This window comes from Salmonella sp. 32020114201800008SM (assembly GCF_017572025.1).
Lineage (GTDB): Bacteria > Pseudomonadota > Gammaproteobacteria > Enterobacterales > Enterobacteriaceae > Salmonella > Salmonella enterica.
Window position 1 is genome coordinate 273261 of the sequence record NZ_JAGEQM010000003.1, and the last position, 13858, is coordinate 287118.

The 13858-nt window shown below is 51.4% G+C and carries 15 protein-coding genes, 5 tRNA genes and 2 other RNA genes; 4 read left to right on the forward strand and 18 right to left on the reverse strand.

Going from position 1 to position 13858, the window contains the following annotated elements:
- Positions 1-72: 72 nt before the first annotated feature.
- Positions 73-918 carry a fumarate hydratase gene (locus J4613_RS10620; protein WP_000086831.1) on the forward strand — a complete coding sequence of 282 codons (846 nt, stop codon included), beginning with the start codon at positions 73-75 and terminating at the stop codon, positions 916-918.
- A 14-nt stretch (positions 919-932) separates the two neighbouring features.
- The gene (locus J4613_RS10625) at positions 933-1478 is read left to right on the forward strand and encodes a FumA C-terminus/TtdB family hydratase beta subunit (protein ID WP_000970374.1); all 546 of its coding nucleotides are present in this window, start codon (positions 933-935) and stop codon (positions 1476-1478) included.
- Between the two features lie 93 nt (positions 1479-1571).
- On the opposite strand, the gene aroG is transcribed toward J4613_RS10625, so the two are convergent.
- Positions 1572-2624, reverse strand: a complete 1053-nt coding sequence (gene aroG / locus J4613_RS10630; RefSeq protein ID WP_001109233.1) for a 3-deoxy-7-phosphoheptulonate synthase AroG — start codon at positions 2622-2624, stop codon at positions 1572-1574.
- A gap of 319 nt (positions 2625-2943) precedes the next feature.
- On the opposite strand from aroG, the gene J4613_RS10635 reads away from it, so the two are divergent.
- Together J4613_RS10635 and zitB are read left to right on the forward strand one after the other, a co-directional pair.
- Positions 2944-3330 (forward strand): YbgS-like family protein, encoded by a 387-nt coding sequence (locus J4613_RS10635; RefSeq protein WP_000784379.1) that lies wholly within the window; start codon positions 2944-2946, stop codon positions 3328-3330.
- 110 nt (positions 3331-3440) lie between these two features.
- The gene (gene zitB, locus J4613_RS10640) at positions 3441-4379 is read left to right on the forward strand and encodes a CDF family zinc transporter ZitB (RefSeq protein WP_000951251.1); all 939 of its coding nucleotides are present in this window, start codon (positions 3441-3443) and stop codon (positions 4377-4379) included.
- Here zitB and pnuC read toward each other — a convergent pair.
- The 17 genes from pnuC to ybgE all read right to left on the reverse strand — a co-directional run bounded on the left by pnuC (position 4376) and on the right by ybgE (position 13775).
- Positions 4376-5095 (reverse strand): nicotinamide riboside transporter PnuC, encoded by a 720-nt coding sequence (pnuC, locus tag J4613_RS10645; protein WP_000345368.1) that lies wholly within the window; start codon positions 5093-5095, stop codon positions 4376-4378. The two genes, zitB and pnuC, sit on opposite strands and share 4 nt — an antisense overlap.
- A gap of 24 nt (positions 5096-5119) precedes the next feature.
- Complete coding sequence (nadA, locus tag J4613_RS10650; protein WP_000115343.1) at positions 5120-6163, reverse strand: quinolinate synthase NadA; 1044 nt, start codon at positions 6161-6163, stop codon at positions 5120-5122.
- A gap of 294 nt (positions 6164-6457) precedes the next feature.
- Positions 6458-6583: non-coding RNA, RtT sRNA (locus J4613_RS10655), on the reverse strand.
- 29 nt (positions 6584-6612) lie between these two features.
- Positions 6613-6738: non-coding RNA, RtT sRNA (locus tag J4613_RS10660), on the reverse strand.
- 29 nt (positions 6739-6767) lie between these two features.
- Positions 6768-6843, reverse strand: a tRNA-Lys gene (locus J4613_RS10665).
- Between the two features lie 134 nt (positions 6844-6977).
- Positions 6978-7053: transfer RNA gene (locus tag J4613_RS10670), tRNA-Lys, on the reverse strand.
- Between the two features lie 139 nt (positions 7054-7192).
- A tRNA-Lys gene (locus tag J4613_RS10675) sits at positions 7193-7268 on the reverse strand.
- Positions 7269-7271: 3 nt separating this feature from the next.
- Positions 7272-7347 (reverse strand) — tRNA-Val (locus tag J4613_RS10680).
- 136 nt (positions 7348-7483) lie between these two features.
- A tRNA-Lys gene (locus J4613_RS10685) sits at positions 7484-7559 on the reverse strand.
- Positions 7560-7723: 164 nt separating this feature from the next.
- Positions 7724-8512 (reverse strand): cell division protein CpoB, encoded by a 789-nt coding sequence (gene cpoB / locus J4613_RS10690; RefSeq protein ID WP_000097552.1) that lies wholly within the window; start codon positions 8510-8512, stop codon positions 7724-7726.
- Positions 8513-8521: 9 nt separating this feature from the next.
- Complete coding sequence (pal, locus tag J4613_RS10695; RefSeq protein WP_001176621.1) at positions 8522-9046, reverse strand: peptidoglycan-associated lipoprotein Pal; 525 nt, start codon at positions 9044-9046, stop codon at positions 8522-8524.
- 34 nt (positions 9047-9080) lie between these two features.
- Positions 9081-10373, reverse strand: coding sequence for a Tol-Pal system beta propeller repeat protein TolB (gene tolB, locus J4613_RS10700; protein ID WP_001562341.1), 1293 nt, complete (start codon positions 10371-10373; stop codon positions 9081-9083).
- A 123-nt stretch (positions 10374-10496) separates the two neighbouring features.
- Entirely contained in the window at positions 10497-11675 is a 1179-nt protein-coding gene (gene tolA / locus J4613_RS10705) for a cell envelope integrity protein TolA (protein ID WP_000030577.1), read from the reverse strand.
- Positions 11676-11739: 64 nt separating this feature from the next.
- Complete coding sequence (tolR, locus tag J4613_RS10710) at positions 11740-12168, reverse strand: colicin uptake protein TolR (RefSeq protein ID WP_000124676.1); 429 nt, start codon at positions 12166-12168, stop codon at positions 11740-11742.
- Between the two features lie 3 nt (positions 12169-12171).
- The gene (tolQ, locus tag J4613_RS10715; RefSeq protein WP_000131318.1) at positions 12172-12864 is read right to left on the reverse strand and encodes a Tol-Pal system protein TolQ; all 693 of its coding nucleotides are present in this window, start codon (positions 12862-12864) and stop codon (positions 12172-12174) included.
- Complete coding sequence (gene ybgC, locus J4613_RS10720) at positions 12861-13265, reverse strand: tol-pal system-associated acyl-CoA thioesterase (protein ID WP_001046240.1); 405 nt, start codon at positions 13263-13265, stop codon at positions 12861-12863. The genes tolQ and ybgC overlap by 4 nt, the downstream gene beginning before the upstream one ends.
- Before the next feature lie 228 nt (positions 13266-13493).
- The gene (gene ybgE / locus J4613_RS10725) at positions 13494-13775 is read right to left on the reverse strand and encodes a cyd operon protein YbgE (RefSeq protein WP_000875305.1); all 282 of its coding nucleotides are present in this window, start codon (positions 13773-13775) and stop codon (positions 13494-13496) included.
- Positions 13776-13858: the final 83 nt, after the last annotated feature.

Here is a 13858-nt window from a genome sequence, read left to right on the forward strand (position 1 = left end):
CCTACAATGAATACGAATATCATGAAAATGTGATCAATGGATAAAACAATGCAACATAGCACTGGAGGGAGTATGAGTCGTATATTAAATACAGAAATTATCATTCCGGTTATCGAAAAACTTGTAAAAAAAGCTTGTTATGAACTGGATGATAATCTCATGTGTTCTTTTCGTAAAGCATATGATAAAGAAGAGTCAAAGATCGGCAAGGAAACCATTAAGATATTAATTGATAATGGAGAGTATGCAAAAAAAGAACAACTTGCATGCTGCCATGATACCGGCACTTGTATCGTTATAATGGAAATTGGACAACATGTATGCTGGGAAGGTAAGCCGCTTAAAGATCAGGTGAACCAGGGTGTTCGCCAGGGCTATGAAAATGGATACTTAAGAAAATCCATGGTTGCAGATCCATTAGAACGTATTAATACTAATGATAATACTCCTGCAATTTTACATACTGAAATTGTTGATGGTGACCGAGTGACAATTACCGTTATGCCAAAGGGCGGCGGTAGCGAAAATATGGGAACTTTTAAAACATTGCTTCCCGGCGATGGTATTGATGGTATAAAAGATTTTGTTCTGGAAACTGTCCGTCGTGTAGGAGGCAATCCATGCCCTCCTTATATTATTGGTATCGGCGTTGGCGGTACAATGGATCACTGTTCGTGGATGGCGAAGAAAGCATTATTACGCCCTCTTGGTGAGTTCAATGCTAAACCACTTTATGCCCAGCTCGAAGCTGAATTATTAGAGGCCGTGAATAATACAGGGATCGGCCCTTTAGGTATGGGCGGGCGTATTACGGCGTTAGGCGTGCATGTCGATTACTATCCTTGCCATATCACTGCACTGCCAGTCGCAATCAATTTCCAATGTAATGCAAGCCGCCACGCTAGTGAAATCATTTAATACCTGGAGAAGCTATGATGGAATTAACATTACCATTGACTAAAGAGAAAGCGAAAACTCTTAAGGTCGGCGATATATTATTTCTCACTGGATTTGCTTACACCTGCCGTGACGCCGCGCATAAAAAAATCGAAGTAGCGCTTAGTAACGGAGAAAAATCACCAGTCGATTTTCAAAACCAAACGATTTACTATGCTGGCCCCTGCCCTGCCAGACCTGGTTTACCTATTGGCTCCAACGGTCCTACAACGGCCGCGCGTATGGACCCATTTGTAGAAATGATGTTTCAACAAGGGGCAACTGCGTTTCTTGGCAAAGGCGATCGTGCTGATTATGTCGCTGAGCTTTGTAAAAAATACGGTGGGGTTTCGCTACTCGGGATTGGAGGAGCGTCTGCAATTAATACAAAACATGTTAAATCAGTAGAAATTGTTGCCTACGAAGAATTAGGAACAGAATCCATTAAGAAGTTATATTTTGACCGCTATAGAGTCATTGTAGGAATTGATTCGGAAGGAAATACTCTCCAGAAGCAGGAAGTACCCAAGTACGCCAAATAATAATACATTAATATTGGCAATATCGGTCCGGTAGGCTGTTACCGGACCGATATGTTTTCTATCCTGCACTTCACCACAGGAAAGAAAATAAACTTAGCCGCGACGGGCTTTTACCGCTGCCGACAACTGACGAAGCAGCGCATCGGTATCTTCCCAGCCAATACAGGCGTCAGTAATGCTTTTACCGTAGGTCAGCGGCTGACCGCTTTCCAGACTCTGGTTTCCTTCTACCAGATGACTCTCTACCATCACGCCAATAATCGCTTTTTCACCGCCCGCTATCTGCTGACAGACATCGGCGCAAACCTCCATCTGCTTTTGAAATTGCTTACAGGAGTTGGCATGGCTGAAATCGATCATGACCTGCGGCGTCAGTCCCGCTTTGATGAGGCCTTCTTTCACCTCAGCAACATGTTGCGCGCTATAGTTTGGCGCTTTACCGCCGCGCAGAATGATATGGCAGTCGCCGTTGCCGCTGGTATTCACAATCGCCGAATGACCCCATTTAGTGACGGAGAGGAAGCAATGCGGCGCGCCGGCGGCGTTGATGGCGTCAATGGCGACTTTAATCGTGCCATCAGTACCATTTTTAAAACCGACCGGACAAGAGAGGCCAGACGCCAGTTCGCGATGAACCTGGGATTCAGTAGTCCGCGCGCCAATGGCGCCCCAGCTCATCAGATCGGCCAGATATTGCGGCGTGATCATATCGAGGAATTCGCCGGCGGCAGGCAGGCCGCTGTCGTTAATATCCAGCAGCAGTTTGCGCGCAATACGCAGACCGTCGTTAATCTGGAAGCTGTTATCCATGTGCGGATCGTTAATCAGCCCTTTCCAGCCGACGGTGGTACGCGGTTTCTCAAAATAGACGCGCATGACAATTTCAAGCTCGCCTTGAAGCTCATCGCGTAGCGCCAGCAAACGGGCGGCATACTCTTTCGCCGCTGCCGGATCATGAATTGAACAAGGACCGATCACCACCAGCAGACGATCGTCATTGCCTTTGAGAATTTTATGGATGGCTTTGCGCGCGTGAGCAACGGTATTTGCTGCATTTTCCGTGGCGGGAAACTTTTCCAGCAGCGCGACCGGAGGTAATAACTCGTTGATTTCTTTAATGCGTAAATCGTCGTTCTGATAATTCATGTTTATTCCAGTGTTGCCGTACTTATCCCAATGAATGCAATCCCTCCAATCTATCTCTTCAATTAAATAGTGTAAACGGGCTTTTACACTTTGAACGGAATAATCCTGGAATTCAGGAAAAAAACGCACAAATGTAGCGAAAAATGGGATCTAACCTACACTTTTTAACTGTAACCACTCTGTTTATGAATTATTGCAAGATTCTCTGCTGCGTTAACCCGCGGCGGCGAACGTTTTTTATCCCTTATTTGAGGATTTGACTGACACGTGCACTGTTGGAAGAGGTTATCCGACATATCCACCATAACAGGAGCATCTTATGAAAATGACAAAACTGACTACGCTTTTACTCACCGCTACCCTCGGCCTTGCCAGCGGCGCAGCGTTAGCTGCTGAATCTAACGCGCAATCCAGTAATGGCCAGGCGAACTCGGCGGCAAATGCCGGTCAGGTTGCCCCGGACGCCCGCCAGAATGTTGCGCCGAATGATGTGAATAACAACGACATCAATACCAACGGCAACGCTAACAGCACGATGCAGCATCCAGACGGTTCAACCATGAATCATGACGGAATGACCAAGGATGAAGAGCATAAAAATACCATGTGTAAAGACGGTCGCTGCCCGGATATTAATAAAAAAGTGGAAACCGGTAATGGCGTCAATAATGACGTGAATACCAAAACCGACGGTACCACACAGTAATGCAGAAAAAAGTCTGATAACGGGAGAGCTTTCGCTCTCCTTTTTATTTTGTCAGCGAAAAATCAGTATGATGTCTACAGTATTGATGAGAATAACAAAGGAATGACGTTATGGCGCACTCACACTCTCATGCCGATTCACACCTGCCGAAAGATAATAATGCTCGTCGCCTGCTTTTCGCCTTTATCGTCACTGCCGGATTTATGCTCCTTGAGGTGGTGGGCGGGATACTCTCCGGCTCTCTGGCGTTGTTGGCGGATGCGGGACATATGCTCACCGACGCGGCGGCTCTTCTCTTTGCGCTGCTGGCGGTTCAATTTTCCCGTCGCCCCCCGACTGTTCGCCACACTTTTGGCTGGCTAAGACTCACCACATTGGCGGCCTTTGTGAATGCCATTGCGTTGGTGGTCATTACCCTTCTCATTGTCTGGGAAGCGATAGAGCGCTTTTACACGCCACGTCCGGTGGCGGGCAATCTGATGATGGTGATTGCGGTCGCGGGTCTGCTGGCGAACCTGTTTGCGTTCTGGATACTCCATCGGGGAAGCGATGAAAAAAACCTGAACGTGCGCGCTGCCGCGCTACATGTGATGGGCGATTTGCTGGGTTCCGTCGGCGCAATAGTCGCCGCGTTGATCATTATATGGACGGGCTGGACGCCAGCGGACCCGATTCTCTCTATTCTGGTTTCGGTACTGGTGTTACGCAGCGCCTGGCGTTTGTTAAAAGATAGCGTCAACGAATTGCTGGAAGGCGCGCCGGTTTCGCTGGATATTAATGCCTTACAGCGCCATTTAAGCCGGGAAATCCCCGAAGTCCGCAACGTACACCATGTGCATGTCTGGATGGTCGGCGAAAAACCAGTCATGACATTGCACGCTCAGGTCATTCCGCCACACGACCATGATGCGCTGCTGGAACGTATCCAGGATTTCCTGATGCACGAATACCATATTGCGCACGCTACGATTCAGATGGAGTATCAAGTGTGTCACGGCCCGGACTGTCATCTGAATCAGACATCGTCCGGGCATGTTCATCACCATTAACGGGAAAGCGCGCGCGATCCTCGCTCCCGCGCGCTGTTTATCCACAGGCGGCTACCGTTCACGGCGATAAATGTCAGGATCAGATATTCCAGCGACATCGCATAGACGCCCTGCAAAGCAAAAATCACCACACTGATCACGTTGATTATCACCCACAGGAGCCAGTTTTCGACATATTTGCGTGTCATCAGAATCATCGCCACGATAGACAGCACCATCATGCAAGAGTCCCAGAACGGGAAAGCGTCCGGTTGCAGTACGGGCATTGTCACCTGTAACCCCAGCATCTGCATAATGGCGACGGCCACGCGCGTCAGGACGGCGAATACGGGATCGATATATCGCGTCATCAAACCGATAGCTATCACACATATCGCCAGCCATGCCATTGCTTTTGGCAACGGCAGCCAGCGGATTTTAAGCTCGGCTTGATTATCCTTTGTTTGCCGCGACCACGCATACCAGCCATAAATATTGGCGGCAAAGAAAAAGAGTTGCAGCAACAGGCTGGCATAAAGCTGGATCTGAAAGAAAATAATCGCAAACAGGGTAACGTTAACCAGTCCAAAAAAGTAGTTGCTGATCTTCTCCAGACTGGCAAGCCAAATACAGAGCAGGCCGGCGATGGTTCCTACCGCTTCGATCCACGAGAGATCGTACCCGCCAGCGCCAATCGGAATATGAATCAGTATGTTGTGCGTACTAAAAAAATCCATTCTCTCCCCCAAAGATTTCCGTCTTTACGCCCGAAGTGTAGCCGCAAAATCCAGCATCCGGTTGAGCGGCAGTAATGCGCCCTCGCGTAGCGCCGCATCAACCTGTATTTCATGCGCCGCGCCTCCCTGCTCCAGCCCTTCAGCAATGGCTTTCAGGCCATTCATCGCCATCCACGGACAGTGCGCGCAGCTACGGCAGGTCGCCCCCTCGCCAGCCGTGGGCGCTTCAAGCAGTTCTTTTTCAGGCACCGCCTGCTGCATTTTGTAGAAGATGCCGCGATCGGTCGCCACGATAAGCTGTCTGTGCGGCAGCGTTTTTGCCGCCTTAATAAGCTGACTGGTGGAGCCCACCGCATCGGCCATCTCGACAATGGACTGCGGCGATTCAGGGTGAACCAGAAGAGCGGCATCGGGATAGATTTTTTTTAAACGGGTCAACGCCTGGGTTTTAAACTCGTCATGCACGATACACGCTCCTTGCCAGCACAGTACATCGGCCCCGGTCTGTTTTTGCACGTAATTCCCCAGGTGTCTGTCCGGCGCCCAGATAATTTTTTCCCCCAAACTATCCAGATGCTCAATCAGTTCTACGGCGATACTGGAGGTCACAACCCAGTCCGCACGCGCTTTAACAGCAGCCGAGGTGTTAGCATAGACCACTACGGTTCTGTCAGGATGCGCATCACAAAAAGCGCTAAATTCGTCTATTGGGCAGCCTAAATCCAGCGAACATTCCGCCGCCAGGGTAGGCATAAGAATGGTTTTTTCCGGGCTGAGGATTTTGGCGGTTTCCCCCATAAACCGTACGCCCGCTACCAGCAGCGTGGATGCGGCGTGCTTCGCGCCGAAACGGGCCATTTCCAGCGAGTCGGAAATACAGCCGCCGGTTTCTTCTGCCAACTGTTGAATTTCCGGATCGGTGTAATAGTGCGCCACCATGACGGCATTGCGCTCTTTGAGCAAGCGCTTGATTTTCTCACGATAAAATTGCTTTTCATCGTCGTTCAACGGCGTTGGTTTCGGCGGGAACGGGTAGATTGCGGCTTGTGGGTCAAACATTACGCTCATCGTGGCTTCTCGTTTTACTGACTTAACGAAACAACCGAATGAAAGCGTAATAAACGCCACAATCGGTTAATTTGTTTTATATGCTAAACAAGATAGCTGATTCAATAAGGAAAGTCACAATAATTACGTAGCCCCGTATCTGATGGCGGCGTAACGTCTTATCTGGCCTACGTGAGCGGTGCCGTCTGTAGGCCTGATAAGCGCAGCGCATCAGGCAAGACCCGAACCTGCGACAGGTTCGAATCTTCCATATTGCAGATAGCAAAAAGGCGCCGCCAGCGCCCTCTTTTACATTGGTGGGTCGTGCAGGATGACTCGCTTCGCTCGCCCTTCGGGCCGTCGCCGTAAACGGCTCCGTTGTCTCACTGCATGAGACCCGAACCTGCGGCAGGTTCGAATCTTATAAATCGCAGATAGCAAAAAAGCGCCTTTAGGGCGCTTTTTTACATTGGTGGGTCGTGCAGGATGACTCGCTTCGCTCGCCCTTCGGGCCGTCGCCGTAAACGGCTCCGTTGTCTCACTGCGTTCGACCCGAACCTACGGCAGGTTCGAATCTTCCATATCGCAGATAGCAAAAAAGCGCCTTTAGGGCGCTTTTTTACATTGGTGGGTCGTGCAGGATTCGAACCTGCGACCAATTGATTAAAAGTCAACTGCTCTACCAACTGAGCTAACGACCCCTTGGATAAGGGTTACTGCTTCAATCATTCAGGATGGTGGGTCGTGCAGGATGACTCGGCTTCGCCTCGCCCTTCGGGCCGTTGCTAAAGCAACGTTATCCTTCACGTTCTCTACCAGTTACCACCTTGTATATTGGTGGGTCGTGCAGGATTCGAACCTGCGACCAATTGATTAAAAGTCAACTGCTCTACCAACTGAGCTAACGACCCATACGGGTGCTGCCTGAAAGATTTTACTCGGACCATCTAAAGATGGTGGGTCGTGCAGGATGACTCGGCTTCGCCTCGCCCTACAGGTTGCTGACGCAACGTTATCCTTCACGTTCAACATCTGAGTTTGATGTTAAATTGGTGGGTCGTGCAGGATTCGAACCTGCGACCAATTGATTAAAAGTCAACTGCTCTACCAACTGAGCTAACGACCCGAGTGGTGGGTGATGACGGGATCGAACCGCCGACCCCCTCCTTGTAAGGGAGGTGCTCTCCCAGCTGAGCTAATCACCCGATACTACGCTGGATATTACTGACTAACCGAAGTTAGTGGTGGGTCGTGCAGGATGACTCGGCTTTGCCTCGCCCTACGGGTCGTTGCTGACGCAACGTTATCCTTCACGTTTTATTCTCGTTTCCACCGAACGATTGGTGGGTCGTGCAGGATTCGAACCTGCGACCAATTGATTAAAAGTCAACTGCTCTACCAACTGAGCTAACGACCCACTTTTGCGTCGCTTTCGAGTTGTTTAATATCCCGTGGCAACGGCGGCATATATTACTGATTTCAGATTTGAGCGCAACAAAAATTTCGACGCAGAGGGCTCAACTGCTTAGGAATCGCACGACGCGACCAGAAAAAAGGCGTTTTCTGGTCGCATGGTACGCATTACATCGCGTTAAGACGCTTCTGCGCCTGTTTCGCGCCATCAGTGCCAGGATATTTGTTAATCACCTGCTGATAAACTGCTTTCGCTTTTGCCGTATCACCTTTGTCCTGCATGATAACGCCAACTTTGTACATCGCGTCCGCAGCCTTCGGCGACTTAGGATAGTTTTTTACTACCGAGGCGAAATAATAGGCGGCGTCATCTTTTTTACCCTTGTTGTAATTCAACTGGCCCAGCCAATAATTGGCGTTCGGCTGATAAGTAGAATCAGGGTATTTCTTGATGAAGTTCTGAAACGCCACAATCGCATCATCCTGGCGAGACTTATCCTGCACCAGCGCAATTGCCGCATTGTAATCGGTATTCGCATCGCCACTTTGTACCGGCGCCCCTGAGGTTGCCGTACCGGCATCCGGGGCGGGGGTCGCAGTGGTTGCCGCCCCGCTCTGGTCACCAGCTGCTGGCTGCGCTGCGCCGCCATTATTTAAGCTCCCCAGCTGCAGCATAATTTGCTTCTGGCGCTCCATCACCTGATTCAGTTGATACTGATTTTCCTGGATTTGGCCGCGCAAAGAATCGATATCGGACTGATTATCGGAGAGCTGCTGCTGAAGTTGGGTTAAAAGCTGGCTGTGAGCGTTAGAGATACGCTCAAGTTGAGTGACGCGGTCTTCGACCGAGCCTGAGCCGACACTACTGATTGGCGCCTGAGCAAAAGCGGCCCAGGGGGCCGCTATGCCAACCAGTAACGACAGACTCAACAGGTGATGTCTGAAGTTACTGCTCATGCAATTCTCTTAGTAAACCAGTACAGCGCGACGGTTCTTAGCGTAAGCCGCTTCGTCGTGGCCCAGTACGGCAGGTTTTTCTTTACCGTAAGAAACGATGGAGATCTGGTCAGCGGAAACGCCTTTACCCTGCAGGTACATTTTAACGGCGTTAGCACGACGCTCACCCAGGGAGATGTTGTACTCCGGAGTACCGCGTTCGTCCGCGTGACCTTCTACGGTGACTTTGTAAGACGGGTTGCTACGCAGGAAGTTAGCGTGCGCATCCAGCATTGCCGCGAAGTCAGAACGGATATCGTACTTGTCGAGATCGAAGTAAACGATGTTGTTCTGCTGCAGCTGCTGCATCTGCAGACGCGCTTGCTCTTCAGATGACATGTTGCCGTTGCCGTTAGCGTCCATACCAGTGCCGGCGCCGTTCAGCATACCGCCTTCGCTACCGTCATTGCTGGCGTTCTTGTTGGAAGAACATGCCGCGATTGCCATAACAGGCAGGGCAATCATCAGGCCCTTCAGCACTTTGTTCAGTTGCATTTCTTTAATTCCTTTAGTAATCAATTAATTATTATCACAGATACGGCGACCAGGCAGGCGATTTCACCTGACCATCAGTTGCCGGAAGACGCGCTTTGAAACGCCCATCTGTAGAAACCAAATTCAGCACAGATCCCATCCCCTGAGAAGAGCTGTAGATTACCATCGTGCCGTTAGGTGCCAGACTTGGCGTTTCATCCAGGAACGTTGACGACAGAACCTGTACGCCACCCGTCACCAGATCTTGTTTGGCAATGTGCTGCTGCCCGTTATTTGAGCTTACCATTACCATAAATTTACCGTCGCTGCTGACATCCGCATCCTGGTTTTGCGAACCTTCCCAGGTAATACGCTGCGCCGCACCGCCGTTAATGTTCATTTTATACACTTGCGGACGTCCAGCCTGGTCAGAGGTAAAGGCCAGAGTCTGGCTGTCCGGGAACCAGGTCGGCTCCGTATTGTTGCTACGGCCGTCCGTTATCTGACGAATCTGACCGGAGGCGAGATCCATAACGTACAGGTTCAGACTTCCGGTTTTCGATAACGCGAACGCCAGTTTCGTCCCATCCGGCGAGAAGGCCGGCGCGCCGTTGTGACGCGGGAAGGACGCAACCTGACGCACTGCGCCGTTTGCCAGCGTCTGGATAACCAGCGCGGAGCGACCGCTTTCAAATGTCACGTAAGCCAGTTTTGAGCCGTCCGGAGACCACGCCGGAGACATCAACGGCTGCGGAGAACGGTGCACTACGAACTGATTGTAGCCATCGTAATCCGACACACGCAGTTCATACGGGAACTGACCGCCGTTAGTCTGTACCACATAGGCGATACGAGTACGGAACGCGCCCTTAATGCCCGTCAGTTTTTCAAAGACTTCGTCACTGGCGGTGTGGCCTGCATAACGCAGCCACTGCTTGTTCACTTTATAAGAGTTTTGCGCCAGTACAGTCCCCGGCGCGCCGCCAGTGTCAACCAGCTGATAAGCAACATTGTAGGAACCGTCCGGATTCGGCGTTACCTGCCCAACGACGACGGCATCAATACCCAGCGCAGACCATGCGGTAGGCTGAACTTCCTGAGCGGTGGCTGGCTGCTGCGGCAGTCGGGACCGGTCTAACGGATTAAATTTACCGCTATTGCGTAAATCTGCCGCCACGATGCCGCCGATATCTTCAGGCGCAGCGCCCGGCCCGGCCCATTTAAAAGGCACAACGCCAATCGGTCGCGCCGAGTCCACCCCCTGGGTGATCTCGATACGGACTTCTGCGTGCAGCACCGCCGCCCACAGCATCAGAAAACCAAATGCTACTCGTAATGCCTGCTTCATCATATCTCCCATACCTGGGCCTGCGACCCACGATAATTTAGCAGAATGTTAACAAACTCAAATACACAAAACCACCAGGACCAGTAACAACTCAACTGCTCCAACTTCCATAAAGAAAAGTATCTACAGTTTAAAGTCTAGTTTGGCATCCTTTATTTTCTCATAAACAGCCTGGCTTGGCGGTTTAGGAATTTTCGCGGTTTTTGCCGCCATTAACGCCGCCTGACAAAGCGCCGGATCGCCGCCCTCAGACGTAATGCTTTTTAATGAGCCATCCGGCGCCAGGCTAATATGCAAGACACATTGTTTGCCCTGATACAGGCTCGCATCATACAGACGGCTCTGAATGGCGACCTGAATCTGTTTCGCGTAGGCGCTGATATCAGCGCCTGTCGCCCCACCGTTAGCGCCCGATGTACCGCTATCTTTCGATGGCTGACCATTCCCTTTCGCGCCGCCGCCGGTTTTCGGCGCATTCTTACCCGAGCTGAGATCGCCAAGCAGATCGTCGACGCCTTCTGCGGCGGCCGCTTTTTCGGCAGCCGCTTTCTTCTTAGCGTCCGCCGCTGCTTTCGCCGCCGCGGCATCCGCTTTCTTCTTCGCCTCCGCCGCCGCTTTCGCCGCCTCGGCATCCGCTTTCTTCTTCGCCTCCGCCGCCGCTTTCGCCGCTTCGGCTTCCGCTTTCTTCTTCGCCTCCGCCGCCGCTTTCGCCGCTTCGGCTTCCGCTTTCTTCTTCGCGTCCGCTGCCGCTTTTACCGCCTCGGCTTCCGCTTTCTTCTTAGCGTCCGCCGCCGCTTTCGCCGCCTCGGCCTCCGCTTTCTTCTTCGCGTCCGCCGCCGCTTTCGCCGCTTCGGCCTCCGCTTTTTTCTTCGCGTCCGCCGCCGCTTTCGCCGCTTCTTCGGCCTGTTGCTGCTGCTGTTGCGCCAGTTTTGCCGCTTCTTCAGCCTGCTTTTGCTGCTCCTGAGCCGCTAAACGTTCTTTCTCAAGTTGTTTCAACCGCTCCTGTTCGGCAGCCTGCTTCTGCTGCAGCTCCTCTGCTTGCTGCTGTTGCAGCTTTTTACGCTCTTCTTCCGCGCGTCTGGCGCTGGCCTGTTGATCCTGCTGACGGTTGTACTGCTGCACAACGGCGCCAGGATCGACCATCACCGCGTCGATAGCGGAACCACCGCCGCCGCCGGCAGAAGCCTCTATATGCTCATCAAACGAACTCCAGATCAGCACTGCAAATAAGATGATATGCAGCACGGCTGAAATAATTATCGCCCGTTTGAGCTTGTCGTTTTGTTCGGTTGCCTTTGACACTCTCGGTTCCCAAAAAACTGTTCGCCTGTTACTCGCCGTCTTTCAAGCCAATGGGACGCAGACTTCAGATTGGCTGCGTCATTAAGCCAACCGATTTTACGCCCGCGCTGTGTAACAAGTTCAGCGCTTTAATTATTTCATCGTACGGCACCTCTTTCGCGCCGCCGATTAAAAAGACTGTTTTCGGATTAGCCTGCAGATGACGCTTTACTTCTGCGATCACCTGTTCAGACGGCAGTTGATCCATTCGATCTTTATCAACCACTACGCTGTATTGCCCTACTCCGGAAACCTCAATAATGACCGGTGGATCGTCGTTACTACTGACCGCCTGCGACTGATTCGCCTCCGGTAAGTCGACTTCCACGCTCTGGGTAATGATCGGCGCGGTTGCCATAAAGATCAGCAGCAGCACCAACAGTACGTCGAGTAGCGGTACGATATTGATTTCGGACTTAAGTTCGCGACGACCTCGTCCACGCGTTCTGGCCATGGCTTACCCCTTGTTGCTTTCGCTTACGGTAAACGCCTGGCGGTGCAGAATCGCGGTGAACTCTTCCATAAAGTTGTCGTAATTCAGTTCCAGCTTGTTCACGCGCTGATTCAGTCGGTTGTAAGCCATAACCGCAGGGATAGCGGCAAACAGACCAATCGCCGTGGCAATCAATGCTTCGGCAATACCCGGCGCAACCATTTGCAGAGTCGCCTGTTTCACCGCGCCCAGGGCGATAAACGCATGCATAATCCCCCATACGGTGCCAAACAGACCGATATAAGGACTGATAGAGCCTACCGTGCCAAGAAACGGGATATGCGTTTCCAGCGTTTCCAGCTCTCGGTTCATGGAGATGCGCATCGCACGCGACGCCCCCTCTACCACTGCCTCCGGCGCATGGCTGTTGGCGCGATGGAGCCGGACAAACTCTTTGAACCCGCTATAAAAGATTTGTTCCGAGCCCGACAGACTATCGCGTCTCCCCTGGCTTTCCTGGTACAGACGCGATAGTTCGATTCCGGACCAGAATTTATCTTCAAACGCTTCCGCCTCACGCGCAGCGGCGTTCAGGATACGCGTTCGCTGGATAATGATGGCCCAGGATGCTATTGAAAAACCAATCAAAATCAACATGATAAGTTTAACCAGAAGGCTTGCCTTCAGGAACAAATCAAGGATATTCATGTCAGTCACTGCTTAAACTCCGCGACAATAGACTTAGGAAGCGCACGAGGCTTCATTTTGAGTGGATCAACGCAAACAATCAGAACCTCTGCTTCATTTAGCAGCGTGTTCTCTGCGTTGACAATGCGTTGCGTGAAAACCAAAGCGGTGCCACGCATTGACGTAATTTCTGTTTGAACTTCAAGCATATCGTCGAGCCGCGCAGGCGCATAGTATTCCAGCGTCATCTTGCGCACCACAAAGGCGACCCGCTCCGCCAGCAGCACCTGTTGGCTGAAGTGATGGTGACGCAGCATCTCCGTGCGCGCTCTTTCATAAAAAGCGACATAGCTGGCGTGATAAACCACACCGCCGGCGTCCGTGTCTTCGTAATAAACTCGAATTGGCCATCGAAACATATACTTATTCATCCCTGCAGCCTCTTTGTTGGCGTCATCCGCTTGCCGCCGTAATGCCTCAAGAATGCCGTTGTATATCGCCTTGTATTCACTTTACATCCCGGTAATGCAACAAAAGTAGAGCTTTTAAACGTTGCTACTATACGCGTGGGAATGAGGCTTGGGAATGGGGGGAAGTTAAGGGAGAGTAAAAATATATGGGCTTATGCAAGCCCCTATATTTTTAAGGAGGTTTCTTATTCACAAGAAGAAGAAAATCAGGCCGACGATAAGGACGATATCCGCAAGGAGCGGACAAAAAATCCCTTGCCAGTGTACGGATTCAGGGCGAAAACCCACGCCGTGGATTATGCCTGCGCAAACCGCCCACATCAGCAATAATCCGTGCCAGATTTCAAGCGTGCTGGTCCTGGCGGCAAACCGTGACGGGTCCCAGAACATACATCCTGCCAGCACTATCGCCATCACGAAGGAAAGCGCCCTTAACGGGCGCTTGTCCATTACCGCATAAATATACTTCATCCTCTAAGCTGCCTCTTTGTTGGCTGCGGCTGCACACCCCAGTCACTTACTGATGTAAGCTCCTGGGGATTCGCAGCCTTGCC

Coding starts and splice junctions, on each gene's coding strand:
- tolB (WP_001562341.1), bottom strand. CDS start 10,373: ATGAAGCAGGCATTACGAGTAGCATTTGGTTTTCTGATGCTGTGGGCG.
- cpoB (WP_000097552.1), bottom strand. CDS start 8,512: ATGAGCAGTAACTTCAGACATCACCTGTTGAGTCTGTCGTTACTGGTT.
- nadA (WP_000115343.1), bottom strand. CDS start 6,163: ATGAGCGTAATGTTTGACCCACAAGCCGCAATCTACCCGTTCCCGCCG.
- tolR (WP_000124676.1), bottom strand. CDS start 12,168: ATGGCCAGAACGCGTGGACGAGGTCGTCGCGAACTTAAGTCCGAAATC.
- aroG (WP_001109233.1), bottom strand. CDS start 2,624: ATGAATTATCAGAACGACGATTTACGCATTAAAGAAATCAACGAGTTA.
- J4613_RS10625 (WP_000970374.1), top strand. CDS start 933: ATGATGGAATTAACATTACCATTGACTAAAGAGAAAGCGAAAACTCTT.
- pal (WP_001176621.1), bottom strand. CDS start 9,046: ATGCAACTGAACAAAGTGCTGAAGGGCCTGATGATTGCCCTGCCTGTT.
- J4613_RS10635 (WP_000784379.1), top strand. CDS start 2,944: ATGAAAATGACAAAACTGACTACGCTTTTACTCACCGCTACCCTCGGC.
- pnuC (WP_000345368.1), bottom strand. CDS start 5,095: ATGGATTTTTTTAGTACGCACAACATACTGATTCATATTCCGATTGGC.
- J4613_RS10620 (WP_000086831.1), top strand. CDS start 73: ATGAGTCGTATATTAAATACAGAAATTATCATTCCGGTTATCGAAAAA.
- ybgE (WP_000875305.1), bottom strand. CDS start 13,775: ATGAAGTATATTTATGCGGTAATGGACAAGCGCCCGTTAAGGGCGCTT.
- ybgC (WP_001046240.1), bottom strand. CDS start 13,265: ATGAATAAGTATATGTTTCGATGGCCAATTCGAGTTTATTACGAAGAC.
- zitB (WP_000951251.1), top strand. CDS start 3,441: ATGGCGCACTCACACTCTCATGCCGATTCACACCTGCCGAAAGATAAT.